The following is a 21,053-nucleotide window of genomic DNA, read 5'->3' on the forward strand; positions in this document are numbered from 1 at the left end:
CCGTTACATTGTGGAGTAAAGATTATGGACTTTGCCTTAGCGACAGAATTTTCGTTTGACGAATATCGCTATCAGCCAGATCACCATCACAATACAGTCGGTGCGCCTAATCTGGTCACCGTCATGCAGCAGCTGCATGAGAGCCTAGATCCACGGACGGTATTTGCCTGCTACGGCAAACTCATGGGACAACACTTGCCAGTGCTGGGGATCACCCTGTGCTATAAAGAGTATCAGCTAAGCTGGGGCGGTGAGCAAGGTTTACTAATAAAACAAAACCTTAGCCATGATGGGGTGAGCATCAGCATCGCCTATCGTCTGTCGGCGCCGCTGATCAAGCCACAGACAGAGCTGCTGTATCAGTTGCAGTCACTGCTGCTGAGCCCTTTAGTGAACGCCATCGCCTACCAGCAGATGGCGAAACAGGCGATGCATGACTCACTCACCCATCTGGGCAACCGTCGCTACTATGAGCAGAGCCTTAAGCAGGTACTGGCCCGCGCCCAGCGCCATGGGGATGCGATCACCTTAGTGGTACTGGATCTCGATAACTTCAAGAGCCTGAATGACAAGTATGGCCACCTGGTGGGCGATGAGGTGCTGAGTCAATTCGGCCACACCCTAGAGCAGGCGATTCGCGACAGCGACCAGGCGTTTCGTATCGGCGGTGATGAGTTTACCCTGCTGATCGAAGGCGATACCCAGGCGGCCAGCGTGCTGTGTGAGCGGATCCTCGCCATGATGGAAGGCGATAGCCTGCTGACCAAGTTTCAGGTGCAGACCAGCATGGGCCTTGCCCAGTGGCAGCTTGGCAATGACGCTGAGACCCTATACCTCAGGGCCGACAAGGCCCTCTACCGCGCCAAGGCGGCCGGACGTCGCTGCTACCGCGTCGATTAGAGTGGCATCCGAGTCAAAGGCGAGATCGAGTAGAGCTTAAAAGGGCTTTAGAACAGGTTTAGCGAAGGATTAGAGAATAGCCGATTTGAAAAATTGCCCGGCAGGATAGCGCCATCCTGCCGCCTAGATGTTAGGTATTGGGTGATTGATATTAGAAGTTAGGAATTAGATATTGGCTATTAGGTATTGCCATTAATCTCGGCAAGGCTGAACTGCCAGCCGCCCTCGCCTTCAGCGGCCAGGTAGCGTTTATCTACCCAGAGTCCCACAGCCGCAACTAATTGCTCGCCCGAAAAGATAAGCGGAATACGCCCTCGCTCCCAAGGCGGCACGGCAAACTCTTGCCACAATTTCTTAAGCTCCCGCCCCTTGTCCCGACCATGGGGATGACAACGCAGGCTACCCGAGGCGCCAAAACGAAGCGTCACCTCGTCTGCCTTTTCTAGACGTAGCCTAGGGCCCGTCATGCTCCAGTTCGCCACTAGCAGGCTTTGGCTATCCATAGGCCAGCTTAACGTCGAGCCTTGGGAGCTCACATCCTCATCCAGGCCTTGCAGCACTTGCTCATGTCTGGGGTCAACCTCGACTGAGTCCAGGTAGAGGGCGTGTTGAAAACGTCTCAGCACCATAGATCTGATGCGGATCGTCACCTGAGCATCGGCCTTGGCCTCGAGCTGCGCCAAAATATCCCCCAGCTGCGCCGCCGAGGGTAAAGGGAAGCCGCGATGCTCGATAAAGCCCCGCAGCAGATGGGGACGCCAGCGCCCTGGCTGCTCTGCCAGCGCCTTCAGATCCAACACGGCCGCCTGGCTATGGGGCACGCTTAGCAGCATGGCAGGTAAACGAAGACTCACCTCCTCGTCGATCAGCGCCTGCTGCTCGGCGCACAATTGAGCGCTGCGACTGGCGGTGGCGGCAAAGGCTGGCCAGCGCGCCGTGAGGATCGGCAGCACCTCATTGCGCAAAAAGTTGCGGTCGAAACGACTGTCCTTATTACTCTCATCCTCGATATGGCTAAGCCCCTCGGCCTTAGCGAAGGCTTCTATCTGGGCGCGGGATGTGGTCAGCAGAGGCCTGAGGAGTGGATTATCAGGGGTAAAGGACTGCACCTCTCCCATGGCCGCCAGCCCTTTGGGCCCGAGGCCACGCTTGAGGGCCAGTAATAGCGTCTCTAACTGATCGTCCTGATGATGGGCAGTGAGCAGGATATCGCCGGGGGCTAACTCGCTTCGCAGCGCATCGTATCTCGCCTCGCGGGCTGCGGCCTCGAGGCTGATACGGGCGCCGCTAACCACTGTCACCCGCTTGACGCTGATCGGCAAGCCATACTCGCGGGCGCGGCGCTCACAGTGGCTCTGCCAGCTATCAGCATTGGCGCTGAGGCCATGATGCACATGCACCAAAAGATATTGATACTCGGGATGCGCCTTAGCAAAACGGCTCAGGCCATGGGCGAGCACCTCTGAGTCGACGCCGCCACTGTAAGCCAGCACTAACTTCATAGCTGGCTTAGTACGTGACTTAATGCCAGCCGCAGGCTTCACCCGCGCTAGTAGCTGGGTCAGGGCATCAAATGGACAGAAGTTGTCGGGCGCCATCTAGAAGAGGATCCTTACCTTATCAGACCCGGTCAGTGTCTCCAGCGCCAGCATCAGCTCGTCGGTCGGATTCACCCGCCACTCATCCCCCAGCCTGAACTGGGCCTTGGCGGTAGGCTGGGCATAGTTGATCACCAAGGGCACACTGCCCGCCTTCCAGGGCTCGACCGCCTGTTGGAACTGCCCGAGCCACTCTGGTGTGATACTAGCGCCGTCCAGGTCCACCTCGACCGCGTGGGCGAAGTGACTGCGCGCCTCACCCATGTCGATGATGTTGCGGGCCGTCATGCGATTGCCGCCGGAGAAGTCATCGAAACTCACCTCCCCTTCGACGATCAAGATCCTGTCTTTCTCCAGCAGATCACCAAATTTCTCAAAGGCCTCGGTAAACAGCATCACCTCCAAACGCGCACTCTTATCGTCCAGGGTGACCAGGCCCATCTTGGAGCCGCGTTTGGTCATCATCACACGGGTCGCCACCACGAGCCCGGCGGCCTTGGTGGTCTTGCCCCGCTCGGTGGGATGCACATCCTTGAGCCTGCCCGAGGTGTAATGCTTGAGCTCCTTGAGGTACTGATTGATCGGATGACCAGTCAGATACAGACCTAAGGTCTCCCGTTCGCCCTCGAGCCACACCTTGTCCGGCCAAGGTGTACAGTGCACAAACTGCTGCTTGTTGTCTTCCGGCTCGCTGTTGAGCAGGCCAAACATGTCGTGCTGACCAATCGCCTCGGCCTTGGCATGCTGATCGGCGGCGCGAATTGCCTCTGGCAGAGTCGCCATCATGGCAGCGCGGTGCGGTCCCAGGTTATCCAGGGCGCCGGCGCAGATCAGTTTCTCGATGACTCTGCGATTAAGCTTCTTGAGATCGACCCGGGCGCAGAAATCGAACAGGTCCACGAATGGCCCATCCTCACGCGCCTTCAGAATCGATTCCACCGGGCCTTCACCCACGCCCTTGATGGCGCCGATGCCATAGACGATATTGAGGTCGTCATCCACGGTGAAACGGAACAGGCCCTTGTTGACGTCCGGCGGCAACAGCGGCAAGCCCATGCGCTCACACTCGTCCACCAGGGTCACTATCTTGTCTGTGTTGTCCATATCCGCCGACATCACCGCCGCCATAAACTGCGCCGGGAAGTGGGTCTTGAGCCAGAGGGTCTGGTAGGACACCAGGGCGTAGGCGGCCGAGTGCGACTTGTTGAAGCCGTAACCGGCGAACTTCTCCACCAAGTCGAAGATCTTCATCGCCAGCTCGCCGTCGACGCCGTTCTTGACCGCGCCCTCTTCGAAGACACTACGCTGCTTGGCCATCTCTTCGGGTTTCTTCTTACCCATAGCACGGCGCAGCATGTCCGCGCCGCCCAGGGTATAGCCCGCCAGCACCTGGGCGATCTGCATCACCTGTTCCTGGTAGAGAATGATGCCGTAGGTGGGCTCCAGAATCGGCTTGAGGCTCTCGTGTTGCCACTGTTGGTCCGGATAGGAAACCTCTTCACGGCCGTGCTTACGCTCGATGAAGTTATCTACCATGCCCGACTGTAGAGGCCCGGGACGGAACAGGGCCACCAGTGCGATCATATCTTCGAAACAGTCAGGCTGTAGGCGCTTAATCAGATCTTTCATGCCGCGGGATTCCAGCTGGAACACGGCGGTGGTTTCATAGCGCTGCAGCAGACGGAAGGAGGCAGGATCATCCAAAACGATCGCCTCGATACGCACTGGCTCTTTGCCCTGCTTCGCCAGATGCGGATTGATCATCTGCAGCGCCCAGTCGATGATGGTCAGGGTCCTCAGACCCAGGAAGTCGAACTTCACCAGACCGGCGGTTTCCACGTCGTTCTTATCGAATTGGGTAACCGGGTTGTGACCCTCGGCGTCACAGTAGAGCGGCGCAAAGTCAGTGATCACCGTCGGCGCGATCACCACGCCCCCGGCGTGTTTACCCGCGTTACGGGTGACCCCTTCCAGCACCCGACACATGTCGATGAGGTCTTTCACCTCTTCATCGGCGTCATAGGCCTCGGGCAGCGCCGGTTCGGCCTCGAACGCTTTGGCCAGTGTCATGCCTGGCTCGGCCGGGATCATCTTAGAGATGCGGTCGACGAAGCCATAGGGGTGGCCCAGCACACGGCCCACGTCACGCACCACGGCCTTAGCCGCCATGGTACCGAAGGTGATGATCTGAGACACGGCGTCGCGGCCATAGAGTTCGGCCACGTGATCGATCACCTCATCGCGTCTGTCCATGCAGAAGTCGACGTCGAAGTCGGGCATGGAAACACGTTCTGGGTTAAGGAAACGTTCGAACAGCAGGTCGAATTCCAGTGGGTCGAGGTCGGTGATCTTAAGCGCATAGGCCACCAGAGAACCCGCTCCCGAACCACGGCCGGGACCGATAGGGATACCGTTGTCTTTACCCCACTGGATGAACTCCATCACGATGAGGAAGTAGCCGGGGAATCCCATGTTGTTAATTACCGTCAGCTCAACATCGAGACGCTCGTCATACTCGCCGCGGCGCTCGGCGCGCTGTGCCTCATCGGGGAAGAGGAACTCTAGACGCTCCTCTAGGCCCTTCTTGGAGACCTCGACCAGAAAATCTTCGATGGAGAGATCGCCGGTGGGGAAGTTAGGCAGGAAGTATTCACCGAGTCTCACCGTGACGTTACAGCGCTTGGCGATCTCCACACTGTTTTGCAGCGCCTCGGGGATATCGTCAAACAGCTCACACATCTCATCCTGGCTGCGGAAATATTGCTGCTCGCTGTAGCGGCGCGGCCGCCTTGGGTCGGCCAGGGTGAAACCATCCGAGATGGCCACGCGGATCTCGTGGGCCTCAAACTGCTCAGGCTGTATAAATACCACCTGGTTGGTGGCGACCACGGGCAGGTCTTTCTCGCCCGCCAGCTCCACCGCCATATGCAGATAACGCTCCTCGTCGGGGCGCCCGGTGCGGATGAGCTCGAGATAATAACGGTCGGGGAAATGGGTCTGATAGAAGGCGACCAGTGAGTCCACCTGGCCCTGGTTACCCTTGAGCAGCGCCTTGCCCACGTCGCCATCTTTGGCTCCGGAGAGCAGGATCAGCCCTTCGCTGTAGCGCTCCAGCCAAGCCTGGTCGATCACCGCCCTGTCTTTTACATGGCCACGCAGATAGGCATCACTGATCAGCAGGGTCAGGTTCTTATACCCCTCGTTATTCATCGCCAGCACGGTCAGGGAACAGAACTCATCCTCGAATCCCGGCACCAGCATGAAGAAGTCACAACCTACGATGGGCTTGATCCCAGCGCCGTGACAGCCGCCATAAAACTTCACCAGGCCGCAGAGGTTGGTGTTGTCGGTCAGGGCCAGTGCGGCCATCTGATCTTCACTGGCCTTGGCGAGAATGGGCTTGACCTTGGCGAGGCCATCAGACATGGAAAAATCACTGTGTACGCGCAGGTGCACGAAACGAGGTTCTGACATAAGAAGATTCTGATTTAGTTAGCAAATTTTCTAATATTTATGCGGCGAACTATTCCCGTGAAAGAGTCGCCTTGAAGGAGTCGCCTTGAAAAGTCACCTTTAAAGAGCAACCTTGAAAGAGTACCAGAGTCACACACTGGGCACCAGTCACAGGCGCCCCCGCGCGGGCGGTTTAACAGGCCTCCAGACGCTCCTTGACCGGCCTGAAACTCTTGCGGTGCTCGGCCAGTACGCCATGGGCCTCAAGCGCCTCAAAATGCGCCTTGGTGGGATAGCCCTTGTGCTTGGCGAAGCCATACTCGGGATAACGCTCATCCAGGGCTTCCATCTCTCTGTCGCGCACCACCTTGGCAACGATAGAGGCGGCGCTGATGGCCGGGATCAGGCCATCGCCCTTGATCACCGCATGACCCTCCAGGGTCTCATCGACGAAGGCAGGCACCCGATTGCCGTCGATCAATACTCTGTCAGGGCGGGCGCGCAGTCCGGCGACGGCGCGCTGCATCGCCAGCATGGTCGCGTGCAAGATGTTGAGCTCGTCAATTTCGCTCGGCGAGCAGCGTCCGACGCTGACATCCAGCGCCTTGGCGAGGATCTCCTCATAGAGGGCGTCGCGCTTCTTCTCCGACAGCTTCTTGGAGTCATTTAATCCTTCGATAGGATTGTTCGGATCCAGCACCACGGCGGCGGTCACCACATCGCCCACCAAGGGGCCACGGCCCACTTCATCAACGCCGGCGTAGAAGCCGCTACAGAGTGCCTCGACCTGTTCGGCGGTAATTTGTTTATAGATAGCCACTATTTTGTCTCCACTAGCTCAATAACCGCCTGGGCCGCGCGCGCACTGGCATCGCACCTTAGCTGTTGATGCAGCGTCATAAAGGTCTCCATCAACGGCTTATGATCGCCATCGAGCTGATTGGACACGGCGTCGACTATCTTATCTGGGGTACAGTCGGCCTGAATTAACTCAGGGATGATCTCCCTGCCCGCCAGCAAATTAGGCAAGGAGTAATGAGAAATCTGCATCATTCCCTTGGCGATACGATAGGTGATCGGCGATACCCGGTAGGCCACCACCATGGGGCGTTTCACCAACATGGCCTCCAGGGTCGCGGTGCCGGACGCCAGCAAGATAGCATCGGCCGCAGCCATCACGGTGCGAGACTGTCCCTCGACCAGATGTATGTCGAGATCCGGCGCATGGGTCTTGAGGGCCTGTTCAAACTGGGCCCGGCGCTTGGCATTCACCAGCGGGGTGACAAACTTAAGGTCCGGGTAGCGCTGGCGCAACTTTACCGCCGCCTGGACGAAAGGCTCGGCCAGCTGTTTGAGCTCGCCGCCCCGTGAACCGGGTAAGATGGCGAGGTATTCGGCGTGGGGATCTAACCCCAGTGTCTCGCGGGCGCTGAGCTTATCACTCTCTAGTGGAATATCGTCCGCGAGTGTGTGGCCGACGAAGGTACAAGGCACATCGTGCTTGTCGTAGAAGGCCTTCTCGAAGGGCAGTAGCGACAGCACCATGTTGGTCGCCTTGGCGATCTTGAAGATCCGCTTCGGGCGCCAGGCCCACACAGAAGGGCTGACATAATGAACCGTCTTAATCCCCTGCGCCTTAAGCTTCAGTTCCAGGCCGATATTGAAATCGGGGGCATCGATACCGATGAAGCAATCTGGCTTTAGGGCGGTCAGCTCGTCGATCAGTGTTTTACGCACCTTAAGCAGGCGCGGCAGGCGCGACAGCACCTCGACCAGGCCCATCACGGCCAGCTCCTCGAAAGAGAACAGGGACTCAAACCCCAGGGCATCCATCTGCGGGCCGCCGATACCGACGAAGCGGGCATCCGGGTATTGCTGTTTCAAGGCCTTGATCAGGCCAGCGCCGAGAATATCACCGGACAGCTCACCCGCCACCATGGCGAATACTTTTTGATTGCTCTGATTCATCTTCTGTTACTTGCTTACTGAAAATAAAAAAGCCCGTGAACACGAGCTTTTCTTCGATAGCTAAACCAAATAGCTAAACCGATTAAAGAAACCGATTAACGAATAATGCCTCGGCTCGAGTTGACCACAAAGTCCATCAGCAGCTTAACCTGCTCGTCCTCGGCATCCTCACCCAAGGCGGCAACCGCTTCTTCTATGGTCAAGCCCTTGCGATACAAGGTCTTATAGGCACGGCGCACCGCCAGTTGACTCTCCTTGGAGAAGCCGCGGCGTTTCATGCCTTCGCTGTTCAGTCCCCTTGGAATAGCAGGCTGACCCGACGCCATCACAAATGGCGGCACATCTTGTAAGATCAGCGAATAACCAGCGGTAAAGGCATGGGCACCGATATGCACAAACTGATGCACACCTGTCATGCCGCCTAGGATCGCCCAGTCGCCCACATGGACGTGGCCGGCGATAGAGGCGTTGTTGGCCATGATCACATTGTTACCCACCACACAGTCGTGGGCGATGTGCACGTAAGCCATAAACAGGTTGTTAGAACCGATACGGGTCTCACCGTTATCCTGCACCGTGCCGCGATGTATGGTGACAGATTCGCGGATCACATTGTTGTCGCCGATGATCAGTCGGGTTGGCTCGCCAGCATACTTCTTATCCTGGCAGTCTTCCCCTACTGAGGCGAACTGAAAAATACGGTTACCCTTGCCGATAACCGTAGGGCCCTTGACCACCACGTGAGAGCTCAGATGGCAATCGTCGCCGATCTCGACATCTGGGCCGATATAGGTCCATGGGCCTATGGTAACATTGTTACCGATTTTGGCATCTGGGTGTACAAATGCTAATTTATCAATCACTTGGCAATCTCTCTGCGGGCACACATGATCTCTGCCGAACAAACTAGTTCGCCATCGACCTTAGCTTCACCTGTGAAGACGCCAATCCCGCGGCGTTCTTTAATCATCTTAACTTCGAAATGAAGTTGGTCGCCTGGCTCGACCACACGCTTGAAGCGAGCGTTATCGATACCGGCAAAATAGTATAAGGCATCGTTAGATGGCTCATCGCTCATGGTTTTAAACGCTAACAGACCGGTCGCCTGGGCCATCGCCTCTAGGATCAATACACCTGGCATCACCGGAGCTACAGGGAAATGGCCCTGGAAGAATGGCTCGTTGATGGTGACATTCTTGATCGCATGCAGTGTTTCACCTGGCGTAAAGTCGAGGACTCTATCGATCAATAAAAACGGATACCTGTGAGGTAGGAACTTTAGGATCTCTTTGATATCCATCGTATTTAATTGATTTGACACTCAATAACTTCCTTAGCTGCCCTCGGGCAGTTAATCATCTGATTTAACGTTTTTTTCAAGCTGTTTGACGCGTTGGAACAATTCATCAAGTTGTCTGAATCTGACGGTATTACGTCGCCACAACTTGTTTTCCATCGCAACGGTAGCAGAAGAGTATACACCAGGCTCACGAATAACACTCGTCACATTGGTGCCACCCGAGATATGGGTACCGTCGGCAATCGACAGATGCCCTGCCACGGCGCTGCTGCCGCCTATGATACAGTATTTACCTATGGTACAGCTGCCGGCAAAGGTAGAACTACCGGCCAGCGCGGTGTTTTCACCTACCACCACGTTGTGTGCAAGTTGCACCTGGTTGTCGATAATAACGCCATCGTGGATCTCTGTGTGATCCAGGGCGCCGCGGTCGATACTGGTGCAGGCACCTATCTCGACACGGTTACCGATACGCACCCCACCGGTTTGTGGGATCTTGATCCATTGACCACGCTCGTTAGCATAACCAAAACCATCAGAGCCGATCACTGTGCCCGAATGCACGATACAGTCTGTACCCAGCTGCACATCATGGTAAAGGGTCACGTTGGCCCACAGGATAGAGTTTGAGCCGACGGTAACATCCTGGCCAAGCACACAGCCGGGACCTACCTGAACATTCTCGCCTAAGATAACCTTGGCGCCGATCACCGCATTGGCCCCTATGGCGACGCCTTCACCCAGCTGGGCGCTAGGGTCAATAACCGCACTGGGGTGAATGGCCTCGGCGGCCTTAGGCGTGGTATCGAGCAGCTGAGCGACTCTTGCAAACCCCACATAGGGGTCGGCCAACACTATGGCGTTGCCGCTATAATGCTCGGCCATCTTGGGCGAGAGCAACACGGCAGAGGCTGCCGTGCCTTCTAACTGACTCTGGTATTTTGGATTCGCCAGAAAGGAGATCTCCCCCGCCTGTGCCTTCTCCAGCGTGGCGACACGGTGAATAGTCACCGTCTCGTCACCCTTGACCTCGGCATTCAGATGGGCGGCGATCTCACTTAGGGTATAACTTGTCATCAATGCTTAGCCTTTGCTCAGAGCTTCAACCACTTTGCTGCTGATGTCTGATGTCGGCTTCACGTAGATCACGGCGCCGCGCTGTAGCACTACGTCATACTTCTCTTTCTCGGCGATAGCGCTGATGGCTTTTTGAACTTTAACCAATAGCTTGTTTTGCTCTTCACCGTTACGACGACGCATATCTTCGTCCAGCGCCTTGCCCTTGAGCTGTAGCTCTGCCTTGAGAGACTCCATCTTGCGCAGCATCTCAGTCTTCTGCGTTTCGCTCATCAGGGCCGCGTCGCGTTGCTGCTTCTCTAGCATGCCGCGAAGCTCTTCCTGCATCTTCTGTACGCCAGCCACACGATCGCCGAATTCGGTTTTCAGTGTTTTGCTGACTTCTTCGCGCTGTGGTAGCTGCTCAAATACCGCCTGCATATCGACAACGGCGATCTTTTCAGCTTGTGCCGCGATAGGTGCGCCTAACAGAACCAACACCATCATTGCGCGATTAAACATCTTATTCAAAATAAACTCCTTATAATCAGCAAAACTTGCCGATGACTTTTTATTTAAATTAGTTCTACTTTAGAAAGTTTTACCAATGTTGAACGAGAAGATCTCTGTGTCATCATCTTCATATTTTTTGATTGGCCATGCAAGACTAAATACCATAGGTCCCATTGGCGACAACCATTGAACGCTCATCCCCGCCGAGGCGCGGATACGCCCTGGGTCGGAATAGTCAGACAACTTGTCAAACTGCTCAGCCGGCAGGAAGCGATATGAGTCGTAATCGAACTCGGTATCCCAGACGTTACCCGCATCGACGAAGAAGCTGGTACGAACCGAATTAGTATAGGCCTCATCCAGGAATGGAGTTGGCACTATCATCTCGACACTCGCCGTCGCGATGGCGTTACCACCGATAGAGCGACCACCGCTCACAGTGACACGGTTAGGATCCCCTGGCAAGGTACAAGTATCCCCTGCTGGATCTGGCGAGCAGGGCTCACTACCACGATACAGGTAGAATGAACGTGGACCCACAGAGTTAGACTTGAAGCCACGCAGTGAGCTGCTACCACCCGAGTAGTAGTTCTCCCAGAAAGGTAGGATCTGGTCGTTGTCGTTGTACTGACCATAACCGTTACCATAACCCAGACGCGCCTTAGTCAGGAGCACGAAGCTGTGGCTGCGATTGACTGGCCAGTAGAAGCTGGTATCGAAATCTGTCTTAAAGTACTGCAGATCCGAACCTGGCACCGTCATCTTGCCGCTCAGACGCTGTGACGAACCATCGGTTGGGAAGGTGCCGCGGTTAAGCGTGCTGCGGTACCAGCCGAGGGTCAGCTCGAAGTTATCGAATGACAGGTCGGCGTTAGGATCGTTGGCGTCACGATAGATGTTGTAGAAACGCAGGGCCTGCTCGTAGGCCGAGATCTCCGAGATACTGTTGTGACGATAGCCGATACCGCCGTTGATACGGTTGTATTCGTTGATCGGGAAGCCAGAGTTGACCGCAATACCGTAAGAACTGTTCTTATAGCGTTCGAGGTTCGCTTCCTGAGCGTCAAACTCGTTCCAGTAGATGCTACCACCCAGGCTCACGCCATCTTTGGTGAAGTAAGGATCTGTGTAGTTGATGTTGACGTTCTTCGAGTACTTGTTGGTATTAAGGTTGATACCCGCCTGGTTACCTGTACCCAAGAAGTTACTCTGCTGCACACCAAACTGTAGGCTCAAGCCCGACTCGGTACCATAACCCACACCCGCGTTGAACGAGCCTGATGGCTGCTCCTTCACGGTGAAGTCGACGTCCACCAGGTCATCTGTGCCCGGCACCTGAACCGTCTGAGTATCGACGGTTTCGAAGTAACCCAGGCGGTTCAGACGCGCCTTGGATTGCTCAACCTGGGCCGAGTTCAGCCAGGCGCCTTCCATCTGACGCAGCTCGCGGCGCATCACCTCATCTTTGGTAACCTGGTTACCGGTAAAGTTAATGCTACGCACATAAACGCGCTTACCCGGCTTGATGTTGACGTTGAGGGCGACCTCTTTAGTCTCATCATCGATCTCAGGATAGGTCTTCACCTCAGGGTAGGCATAGCCGAAACGGCCCAGATACTTGCCATACATCTCTTCGGTAAAGGTTACGTCTGCGCCGTTATAGGTATCGCCTACCTTGATCGGCAGAATCGCCTGCATCACCTCTTCGCGGCCCATGAGGTCGCCAGTCAGGTTAACTTCTTTAACCTTGTACTGCTCACCCTCATCGACGTTGATGGTGATGTAGAGACCCTTACGGTCAGGCGTCATCGCCACCTGAGTCGAGGTCACCTCGAAACGGATATAACCGCGATTGTGGTAGAAGGTCTTGATGGTTTCAAGGTCGGCCTGCAGCTTCTGCTTCTGATAACGACGCTCGCCGAAGAGATCCCACCAGGCCACATAGTCTTTCAGCTCCAGCATGCCGATCAGTTCGGCGTCGCTAAAGACAGTGTTGCCCACCACGTTGATCTGACGAATCTCTGCCGCCAAACCTTCGGTAAACTTAAACTTCAACTCGACACGGTTACGCGGCAGGTTGATCACCTGAGCCTCAACCTTGGCGCCATATTTACCCACGCCATAGTAGAAGTCCTGCAGGCTCTTCTCGATGCCGCTGAGCATGGTACGATCCAGCGACTCACCGGCCTTGACGCCACTGCCGTCGAGACTCTCTTGCAGCTGCTCGTCTTTAATGTCCTTGTTGCCTTCAAAGGTCACGACGCTGATGGTAGGCCTTTCTTTGACCGTTACCACCAAGACGCTGCCATCGCGGCTCACCTCGATATGCTCGAAGTTGGTCGAGGAATACAGGCTCTTAATCGCCTGCTGCAGACGCATCTCGTCGACCGTGTCTCCCACCTTGATAGGAATATTCAACAGCGCCGCACCCAGTGCAACACGCTGCAGTCCCTTAACCTGGATGTCGGTCACTTCAAAAGGCTGGAATGTATCGGCCCAACCCTTCCCTGATAAAGACGCACCGACTAATAACATCGAGGCAAAAATTTTATTCAATCTCATAGAGCACTTCTAATTATGTGTGTGTCCTTGCTCAGAGTCGGGAAAAATCATTGAAAAGGGCGATACTCATCAATATTAGCAGCAAGGCTGCCCCAAATCTGAATCCAATTTCCTGCACCTTTTCCGGTACAGGCCTGCCTGTGATCACTTCGATGAAGTAATATAACAGATGCCCGCCATCAAGCACGGGTAAAGGCAATAAATTAATAATGCCTAAATTCACGCTGATTAATGCCAGGAATCCCAAAAAGTAAACTAAGCCATAGTTGGCGCTGTTTCCCGCGCCCTGAGCGATAGAGATTGGGCCGCTCAGATTCTTCACCGACACGTCACCGGTGAATAACTTGCCGATCATCTTAATGCTGACCGATACAAGTTGCCATGTTTTATCGGCGGCGACCATGAGGGACTCGCCGACACCGTATTCCAGTTGCAGACGCATCTCATCGGGCCAAGGCGCCTGGGTCGGTGCCACGCCAATCACGCCCTCGACCTTACCGCCGTCAATAGTGCGCGCTTTAGGGGTGACATTGAACTTGAGCTGCTCACCATCGCGTCTGATGGTCACGCTGATAGGCTTGTCGGCCGATGCCTTGATCTTGGCAACAAACTGATCCCAATCGCCATAAGATTTGTTATCAACGGCGACTAAGGTGTCACCTAGGCGCAAACCCGCCGCATAGGCGGCGCCATCTTCGGCCACAAAACCCAACTTAGGGGTGATGGCAGGCCTAAAGACATTGAGGCCCAGCGAAGTAATGGGCGACTCAGTCTCAGGATTAAACTTCCACTTGCGGGTATCTAGCTTATAGGTGCGCTCCTCGCCCATCACGCCCGACAAGGGCGCCAGCGTGACGTCGATGGCATCATCGCCTATGTGACCGACCAAGGCATAGGTCACCTCTTCCCAATTACGCACGCTACGATCGCCAACGGCAATCACCTGCATAGGCTTCTTGACCTGAATCACCGCCGCCGGCGAGCCGGACTGTGTCGACTCAATCACAGGTTTAATCGAGGGCACCCCGATAAGGTACATGATGTAGAGGGCGAAAATGGCGAACACGAAGTTGGCCATGGGGCCGGCACCGACGATGGCGATGCGCTGCCAGACAGATTTACGGTTAAAGGCTTGGGGCTTTAGCTCGTCGGCAACGGTATCGACCCGTTCGTCGAGCATCTTCACGTAGCCGCCGAGGGGGATCATGGCCACCACGTACTCGGTACCATCGGCGCCGATCTTACGCCAGATGGCCTTACCGAAACCGATAGAGAAACGCTCAACTTTCACGCCGCAGCGTCTGGCCACCCAGAAGTGACCATATTCATGGGCCGTGATGAGAATTCCAAGGGCGATAATGAATGAGCCCAAGTTCCACAAAAAGTCTAGCATTCCTCTCCTTATCTCTGCTTATCTTTGCTTACGTAAGCCACGAAAGCCTTAAAACGAGCTGGCGCGAGCCTTACAGCTTGGCGACCTGCTCCTGCGCAGCGCGCCGTGCCAGGCCGTCCAGCGCCAAAATATCTTCTATGGTGTCTAAGCTACGCTGCTCGACATGACTCAGGCAATACTCGTTTACCCGTGCGATATCGGTAAAACGTATCAATCCTGCCAGGAAGGCCTCGACCGACACTTCGTTGGCCGCGTTCAATACCGTGGTGGCTTCCTGTCCCTGCTCGCAGGCATCTATGGCCAACTTCAGACAGGGGAAGCGATTGAAGTCGGGTTCAAGAAAGCTTAACTGTCCGACTTTGAAAAAATCTAAAGGTTCAACGCCCGCCGAAATTCTTTGCGGATAGGCCATGCAGTGCGCTATGGGGGTGCGCATGTCTGGGTTGCCCATCTGGGCCAACACGCTACCGTCCTTATACTGCACCATAGAGTGGATCACGCTCTGGGGATGCACCACCACCTTGAGTTGCTCTTTAGTGGCGTTAAACAGCCAACGGGCCTCGATATACTCGAGTCCCTTGTTCATCATGCTGGCAGAATCGACCGAGATCTTACGGCCCATGGACCAGTTAGGATGTTTGCAGGCCTGATCCGGCGTCATCTGACTCAAACTATCGAGATCTGAGGTGAGAAAAGGTCCGCCCGATCCGGTCAACAGAATATGAGAGATGCCGGCACCGGCCAGGTCGCAGGCACCAATGGCTTGCTGAGCAGGCTCTGGCAGACACTGGAAGATGGCGTTGTGCTCACTGTCTACTGGCAACACCTCGGCGTTTGAGCCCTGCATCGCATCGATAAACAGACGACCCGACATCACCAGCGACTCTTTATTGGCCAGCAGCACCCGCTTACCCGCCTTAACCGCCGCCAGTGTGGCAGGTAGACCAGCAGCACCAACGATGGCCGCCATGACGCAATCCACCTCGGGCAGAGCGACGATAGCCGCCAACTCATCTTCGCCCGAAGAGACGGCAATCGCCAAGTGCGCCGGCAAACGACGCTGCAACTCGGCCGCCGCCTGTGGGTCGACCATATGGGCTATCGATGGATTGTACTTGATACACAAGTCGAGCATCTTATCGACGCTCTTATGGGCGACCAGGGCAAAGGCCTTGTAGGCCTCAGGATTTTGCTCGATAACGCTCAGGGTACTGGCGCCGATAGAACCTGTGGCGCCTAGAATCACCATTTTCTGCATGGTTACATCCAAAATGCGATATAAATTAGGGTAAAGATGGGCAGCGCCGCCGTCAGGCTGTCGATGCGGTCAAGCACCCCACCATGACCCGGCAATATGGTGCCCGAATCTTTAATGTCGGCCACACGCTTAAACATACTTTCCGATAGATCCCCAAGGGCCGAAACCAGGGCGACAAACAGGGTCACGCCGATCACCAGTCCCAGCTCCTGTTCTGGCGAGACCATCATCACGCCCGCCACGACCACCATAGTAGTCACCAGGCCACCGAGTAGCCCCTCGACGGTTTTCGCCGGGCTCACGTTAGGCATCAGCTTGTGCTTGCCCAGGGCCTTACCGGCGAAATATGCTCCAGAATCGGTCGCCCACACGGTGAGCATCACCAGGAATACCAAGGCGCCGCCATAGTATGGCATGCTTGCCGTGCTCAGGGCCTTTAGCGCGATCAAGGCGGTAAAACAGGGCACTAAGGTCAGCTGGCCAAACATGGATTTCAGCATGTGGCTCTTACCCCAGAGGGCGGCGCTTTTAGGATAGCTGAGTACCAGGAATAACGAGATGACCCACCACATGGCACCAATCAGTGTGATGGCGAGATAGACAGGATGAAGCTGTCTCTTAAACCAAACCTCTTCGGTGGGCACCAAGAGGTTTAACGCCACCAGTAAGATGCCTATGGTCAGGGTGAAACTCCACTGGGTCACATTACAGCGCTTGTCTATGATGCGTCCCCACTCTTTGGCGGCGATCAGGAACACAGCCACCAAAGCCCATGAAAAATACTCCACAGGGAAAAAGAAAATGGCTCCCATCACCAATGGGATCAACCATACTGCTGTTATTATTCTATGTTTTAGCAAAACTTTCCCTCTTAAATTTATTACTCAGCCTGCAAAGTCTCAATTTGAGAACCCGTCAATCCAAAACGGCGCTGCCGGGTAGCAAATACGGCTACCGCATCTTTAAAGGCCTGTTCATCAAAATCTGGCCATAACACATCAGTAAACACTAACTCTGCGTAAGCCGCTTGCCATAACACAAAGTTACTAATGCGAAAATCGCCACCGGTGCGAATCATTAAATCAACTTCCGGTTGATTTTGCATGCTTAAATGCTGACTTAGCGCCTCCTCGGTGAACTGACTGCTGGTCATTTCGCCAGATTCCACCTTTTTGGCTAAGGTTTGCGCCGCCTGCACTATGTCCCAGCGACCGCCGTAGTTGGCCGCCACATTGAGGATCAAACCAGTGTTGTTGGCCGTCTTCTCCATCGCCGCGGCGATCTGCTTCTGCAGTCGGGCAGAAAAACGACTGATGTCCCCTATGATGTTGAGCCTTACCCCGTTTTTATCCAGTAGTTTTATTTCTCGTTGTAAAACGGTGAAAAACAGCTCCATCAGGAGGCTGACTTCTTTCTCGGGTCTGCGCCAGTTTTCACTGGAAAACGCAAACAGGGTTAACGAACCTATCCCCATCTCACGCGCCATACTCACCGCGCGACGAACAGTCTTTACACCGGCCTTGTGGCCCACAACACGGGGCTTGCCCTGTGCCTGTGCCCAGCGTCCGTTGCCATCCATGATGATCGCCACGTGCTTGGGAATAGACTGTTTTACCAGCTCTGCGAGTGCTTCATTAGATAACTCAGAGCCAGATTGAGATTCGATTGACATCTATTACAACCCTTAAAAATAGCAAACGCCGTGTAGTATACCCCTACACGGCGTGCGAACTCTAGTAACGAAACAGGGAGATTAGACTTCCATCAACTCTGCTTCTTTTGCCGTCAAGATCTCATCGATCTGCTTGATGTGAGCGTCAGTAAACTTCTGAATCTCATCTTCAGTGCGGCGTACATCGTCCTCGGTACACTCTTTCTCTTTCTCTAGCGCTTTCACGTCAGAGTTAGCGTCACGACGTACGTTACGTACGGCGATACGACCGTTTTCAGCCTCGGCGCGAACTACCTTGATCAGGTCCTTACGACGCTCTTCGGTCAATGCTGGTAGCGGAATACGGATAGTCGTACCGGCAGACATAGGGTTTAGGCCCAGATCTGAACTCATGATCGCCTTCTCAACCGCTGCAATCATAGTGGTATCAAAGACAGTGATTGCCAGAGTACGAGAATCTTCAATAGATACGTTACCTACCTGCTTAAGCGGGGTTGGCGTACCATAGTAAGGTACCTTGATCGAATCAAGCAGACTTGGGTGAGCACGACCAGTACGTACTTTAGCCATTTGATTCTTAGTCGCTTCAACACACTTCGCCATACGGCTCTTTGCATCTTCTTTGATTTCGTTAATCACGTTAAATATCCTTAAATTCGTTCGTATCGGGTTATTTATTCGGCAGTCTTACGGCTACTTCTAATAAGCGTACCTTCATGGTCGCCCATGATAACACGTCGTAGCGCACCAGGCTTGTTCATATTAAACACTAAGATAGGCATATCGTGATCTCTTGCAAGGGTAAATGCCGCAAGATCCATCACTTTCAATTCTTTTTCCAGGACTTCGCCATAACCCATCTCGTCATATTTTACCGCTTCTGGGTTCTTAACTGGGTCATCTGAGTAAACACCATCTACCTTAGTGCCCTTGAGTACCACTTCGGCTTCGATCTCGATACCGCGCAGGCAGGCGGCAGAGTCTGTGGTACAGAAAGGATTACCCGTACCGGCGGCGAAGATCACCACGCGGCCAGATTTAAGCAGGCTAATCGCTTCGGCCCAGTTGTAGTCGTCACAGACGCCTTTCAAGGGGATGGCCGACATCAGGCGGGCATTCACATAGGCTCTGTGCAGCGCATCGCGCATCGCCAGACCATTCATTACGGTTGCCAACATGCCCATATGGTCGCCCACCACACGGTTCATACCGGCTTGTGCCAGGCCTTCACCACGGAATAGGTTACCGCCACCAATCACAACACCTACCTGAATACCAAGCTCAACCAGCTCTTTAATCTCTTGTGCCATGCGATCTAGCACCTTGGGATCGATGCCAAAGCCCTCTTCGCCCATCAGGGCCTCGCCACTCAGTTTGAGAAGAATACGTCGAAAAGCAGGTTTTGGATTTGTGCTCATAGTTGTTTGTCCTGATAAATGCCGATGGGTAACGTGCCAATTATATAGAAAAAAAAGCGCTGTGCAGCAATCTAATTGGCATAATAAAACCGCAGCGAATGCTGCGGTTTTTAGGGTATCTTACAACTGGCGATTACGCCTTAGAAGCGGCGATTTGCGCTGCTACTTCAGCGGCAAAATCTTCTTCTTTCTTCTCGATACCTTCACCAACTTCTAGACGAATGAAGTTAGTTACTGTAGCGCCTTTCTCTTTTAGGATTTCGCCAACAGTCTTCTTAGGCTCCATGATGAAAGCTTGACCAGTCAGAGAAACCTCACCGGTGAACTTCTTCATACGGCCAGCAACCATCTTCTCAGCGATCTCTTGAGGCTTGCCTTCGTTCATCGCGATTTCGATCTGAACGGCTTTCTCTTTTTCAACAACTTCAGCTGGTACGTCTGATGGGTTAACGTATTCTGGCTTAGAAGCGGCAACGTGCATAGCAACGTGCTTCAGAGTCTCTTCGTCAGCTTCACCAGTTACAACAACACCGATACGGTCGCCGTGACGGTAAGAAGCTTGGCTAGCACCATCGATGTACTCAACGCGACGAACGTTGATGTTTTCACCGATTTTAGCAACTAGCGCAACACGAGTTTCTTCGAACTGAGCTTGTAGGTCGGCAATAGATACTTTGCCAGCTGCAGCAACATCCAGAACTTCGTTAGCGAAAGCCAGGAAGTTAGAGTCTTTAGCAACGAAGTCAGTTTGACAGTTAACTTCTAGAAGTACTGAGAAACCTTCGCCTTGCTTGATCAGGATAGTACCTTCAGCAGCAATGTTACCTGCTTTCTTAGCAGCCTTTGCAGCACCGCTCTTACGCATGTTTTCAATCGCTAGCTCAATGTCACCATTGGTTTCAGTTAGCGCTTTCTTACAATCCATCATGCCAGCGCCAGTACGCTCGCGTAGTTCTTTAACTTGGGCAGCAGTAATTGCCATTGTTAAATCCTCTATAGGTAACTCTACAAATCAAATGTGAAAAAACAGGGGCCTTAGGGCCCCTGTTCACCAATTATCTATCTTGGTTAATAAGGGCGATGAAATTCATCCCGCCTTTATTATTCAGCTTCTACGAAACCGTCTTGCTCAGCTTGTACCGCTAGGTCTTGACCACGACCTGCTTTAGCAGCCGCTGCTACTGACTCAGCATACAGACGAATTGCACGCATAGCGTCATCGTTACCAGGAACGATGTAGTTGATGCCGTCTGGAGAAGAGTTAGTATCAACAACAGCAACAACTGGGATACCTAGGTTGTTAGCTTCTTTAATAGCGATATGCTCATGGTCAGCACCGATAACGAAGATAACGTCAGGTAGGCCGCCCATGTTCTTGATACCACCAAGAGACTTTTCTAGCTTCTCAAGCTCACGAGTACGCATTAGCGCTTCTTTCTTGGTCAGCTTGTCGAAAGTACCGTCTACAGACTGGCTTTCAAGATCTTTTAGACGCTTGATTGATTGACGAACTGTTTTCCAGTTAGTCAGCATGCCGCCCAACCAACGGTTGTCAACGTAGTATTGATCACAAGAAATAGCAGCTTCTTTGATCGCTTCGCTTGCAGCGCGCTTAGTACCAACGAAAAGTACTTTACCTTTCTTAGATGCTACGTTGCTGATGAACGCTAGTGCTTCATTGAACATAGGCACAGTGTGCTCTAGGTTAATGATGTGTACACCGTTACGAGCGCCGAAGATGAAAGGCTTCATCTTAGGGTTCCAGTAACGAGTTTGGTGACCGAAGTGAACACCGGCCTGAAGCATGTCGCGCATTGAAACTGTAGTCATTTTTTTACCTTAAAAAATTGGGGGTTAGACCTCCACGCATCCCATATCTCCGACCTAAATAGGCACCCCGAAGAACGTGTCGATACGTGTGTGATTTAGTATTTAGTCATAGCCATGTATAATGGCCGCCAC

General features: G+C 53.9%; 18 protein-coding genes. 1 reads left to right on the plus strand and 17 read right to left on the minus strand.

The genetic code is table 11. The features are described 5' to 3' along the window. The first annotated feature begins 24 nt into the window (after nt 1–24). On the plus strand, nt 25–900 hold the full coding sequence (gene dgcS, locus K0I63_RS13550) for a diguanylate cyclase DgcS (RefSeq protein ID WP_220071897.1): 876 nt from the start codon (nt 25–27) through the stop codon (nt 898–900). Between the two features lie 179 nt (nt 901–1,079). Here dgcS and tilS read toward each other — a convergent pair whose 3' ends face one another. From tilS to rpsB, 17 genes are all read right to left on the minus strand, one after another. After that, entirely contained in the window at nt 1,080–2,498 is a 1,419-nt protein-coding gene (gene tilS / locus K0I63_RS13555; protein WP_220081383.1) for a tRNA lysidine(34) synthetase TilS, read from the minus strand. Continuing rightward, on the minus strand, nt 2,499–5,972 hold the full coding sequence (dnaE, locus tag K0I63_RS13560; protein ID WP_220081384.1) for a DNA polymerase III subunit alpha: 3,474 nt from the start codon (nt 5,970–5,972) through the stop codon (nt 2,499–2,501). Nucleotides 5,973–6,144: 172 nt separating this feature from the next. Next, nucleotides 6,145–6,771: a ribonuclease HII gene (rnhB, locus tag K0I63_RS13565; RefSeq protein ID WP_220081385.1), complete on the minus strand. Its 627-nt coding sequence runs from the start codon at nt 6,769–6,771 to the stop codon at nt 6,145–6,147. Further along, nucleotides 6,771–7,919, minus strand: a complete 1,149-nt coding sequence (gene lpxB, locus K0I63_RS13570; RefSeq protein ID WP_220081386.1) for a lipid-A-disaccharide synthase — start codon at nt 7,917–7,919, stop codon at nt 6,771–6,773. Before lpxB ends, rnhB begins: the two co-directional genes overlap by 1 nt. Nucleotides 7,920–8,014: 95 nt before the next feature. Beyond that, nucleotides 8,015–8,782, minus strand: coding sequence for an acyl-ACP--UDP-N-acetylglucosamine O-acyltransferase (gene lpxA / locus K0I63_RS13575; RefSeq protein WP_220060302.1), 768 nt, complete (start codon nt 8,780–8,782; stop codon nt 8,015–8,017). Continuing rightward, on the minus strand, nt 8,779–9,240 hold the full coding sequence (fabZ, locus tag K0I63_RS13580; RefSeq protein WP_011866421.1) for a 3-hydroxyacyl-ACP dehydratase FabZ: 462 nt from the start codon (nt 9,238–9,240) through the stop codon (nt 8,779–8,781). Before fabZ ends, lpxA begins: the two co-directional genes overlap by 4 nt. 30 nt (nt 9,241–9,270) lie before the next feature. Continuing rightward, entirely contained in the window at nt 9,271–10,296 is a 1,026-nt protein-coding gene (lpxD, locus tag K0I63_RS13585) for a UDP-3-O-(3-hydroxymyristoyl)glucosamine N-acyltransferase (RefSeq protein WP_220081387.1), read from the minus strand. Between the two features lie 6 nt (nt 10,297–10,302). Beyond that, nucleotides 10,303–10,797, minus strand: coding sequence for an OmpH/Skp family outer membrane protein (locus K0I63_RS13590; protein ID WP_011866423.1), 495 nt, complete (start codon nt 10,795–10,797; stop codon nt 10,303–10,305). 69 nt (nt 10,798–10,866) lie between these two features. Then, nucleotides 10,867–13,350: an outer membrane protein assembly factor BamA gene (gene bamA / locus K0I63_RS13595; RefSeq protein WP_220081388.1), complete on the minus strand. Its 2,484-nt coding sequence runs from the start codon at nt 13,348–13,350 to the stop codon at nt 10,867–10,869. A 31-nt stretch (nt 13,351–13,381) separates the two neighbouring features. Continuing rightward, nucleotides 13,382–14,743 carry a sigma E protease regulator RseP gene (rseP, locus tag K0I63_RS13600; RefSeq protein ID WP_011866425.1) on the minus strand — a complete coding sequence of 454 codons (1,362 nt, stop codon included), beginning with the start codon at nt 14,741–14,743 and terminating at the stop codon, nt 13,382–13,384. A gap of 70 nt (nt 14,744–14,813) precedes the next feature. Next, complete coding sequence (gene ispC / locus K0I63_RS13605; RefSeq protein ID WP_220081389.1) at nt 14,814–16,001, minus strand: 1-deoxy-D-xylulose-5-phosphate reductoisomerase; 1,188 nt, start codon at nt 15,999–16,001, stop codon at nt 14,814–14,816. 2 nt (nt 16,002–16,003) lie between these two features. Then, entirely contained in the window at nt 16,004–16,861 is an 858-nt protein-coding gene (locus tag K0I63_RS13610) for a phosphatidate cytidylyltransferase (RefSeq protein WP_220081390.1), read from the minus strand. 20 nt (nt 16,862–16,881) lie between these two features. Beyond that, the gene (gene uppS / locus K0I63_RS13615; RefSeq protein ID WP_011866428.1) at nt 16,882–17,673 is read right to left on the minus strand and encodes an undecaprenyl pyrophosphate synthase; all 792 of its coding nucleotides are present in this window, start codon (nt 17,671–17,673) and stop codon (nt 16,882–16,884) included. An 81-nt stretch (nt 17,674–17,754) separates the two neighbouring features. Then, nucleotides 17,755–18,312, minus strand: a complete 558-nt coding sequence (gene frr / locus K0I63_RS13620; protein WP_011866429.1) for a ribosome recycling factor — start codon at nt 18,310–18,312, stop codon at nt 17,755–17,757. A 35-nt stretch (nt 18,313–18,347) separates the two neighbouring features. After that, nucleotides 18,348–19,091, minus strand: coding sequence for a UMP kinase (pyrH, locus tag K0I63_RS13625; protein WP_011866430.1), 744 nt, complete (start codon nt 19,089–19,091; stop codon nt 18,348–18,350). Nucleotides 19,092–19,224: 133 nt separating this feature from the next. Continuing rightward, nucleotides 19,225–20,073 carry a translation elongation factor Ts gene (gene tsf / locus K0I63_RS13630; RefSeq protein ID WP_011866431.1) on the minus strand — a complete coding sequence of 283 codons (849 nt, stop codon included), beginning with the start codon at nt 20,071–20,073 and terminating at the stop codon, nt 19,225–19,227. A gap of 119 nt (nt 20,074–20,192) precedes the next feature. Beyond that, nucleotides 20,193–20,921, minus strand: coding sequence for a 30S ribosomal protein S2 (gene rpsB, locus K0I63_RS13635; protein WP_011866432.1), 729 nt, complete (start codon nt 20,919–20,921; stop codon nt 20,193–20,195). Between the last annotated feature and the right edge of the window lie 132 nt (nt 20,922–21,053).

The sequence above is a fragment of the Shewanella rhizosphaerae genome (genome assembly GCF_019457655.1).
Classification (GTDB): Bacteria; Pseudomonadota; Gammaproteobacteria; order Enterobacterales; family Shewanellaceae; genus Shewanella; species Shewanella loihica.

Bases quoted from the DNA above. Each gene is read 5' to 3' on its own strand.
- tilS (WP_220081383.1), bottom strand. From the start codon at position 2,498: ATGGCGCCCGACAACTTCTGTCCATTTGATGCCCTGACCCAGCTACTA.
- dnaE (WP_220081384.1), bottom strand. From the start codon at position 5,972: ATGTCAGAACCTCGTTTCGTGCACCTGCGCGTACACAGTGATTTTTCC.
- uppS (WP_011866428.1), bottom strand. From the start codon at position 17,673: ATGTCAATCGAATCTCAATCTGGCTCTGAGTTATCTAATGAAGCACTC.
- ispC (WP_220081389.1), bottom strand. From the start codon at position 16,001: ATGCAGAAAATGGTGATTCTAGGCGCCACAGGTTCTATCGGCGCCAGT.
- pyrH (WP_011866430.1), bottom strand. From the start codon at position 19,091: ATGAGCACAAATCCAAAACCTGCTTTTCGACGTATTCTTCTCAAACTG.
- tsf (WP_011866431.1), bottom strand. From the start codon at position 20,073: ATGGCAATTACTGCTGCCCAAGTTAAAGAACTACGCGAGCGTACTGGC.
- lpxD (WP_220081387.1), bottom strand. From the start codon at position 10,296: ATGACAAGTTATACCCTAAGTGAGATCGCCGCCCATCTGAATGCCGAG.
- bamA (WP_220081388.1), bottom strand. From the start codon at position 13,350: ATGAGATTGAATAAAATTTTTGCCTCGATGTTATTAGTCGGTGCGTCT.
- lpxB (WP_220081386.1), bottom strand. From the start codon at position 7,919: ATGAATCAGAGCAATCAAAAAGTATTCGCCATGGTGGCGGGTGAGCTG.
- dgcS (WP_220071897.1), top strand. From the start codon at position 25: ATGGACTTTGCCTTAGCGACAGAATTTTCGTTTGACGAATATCGCTAT.
- rpsB (WP_011866432.1), bottom strand. From the start codon at position 20,921: ATGACTACAGTTTCAATGCGCGACATGCTTCAGGCCGGTGTTCACTTC.
- rseP (WP_011866425.1), bottom strand. From the start codon at position 14,743: ATGCTAGACTTTTTGTGGAACTTGGGCTCATTCATTATCGCCCTTGGA.
- K0I63_RS13590 (WP_011866423.1), bottom strand. From the start codon at position 10,797: ATGTTTAATCGCGCAATGATGGTGTTGGTTCTGTTAGGCGCACCTATC.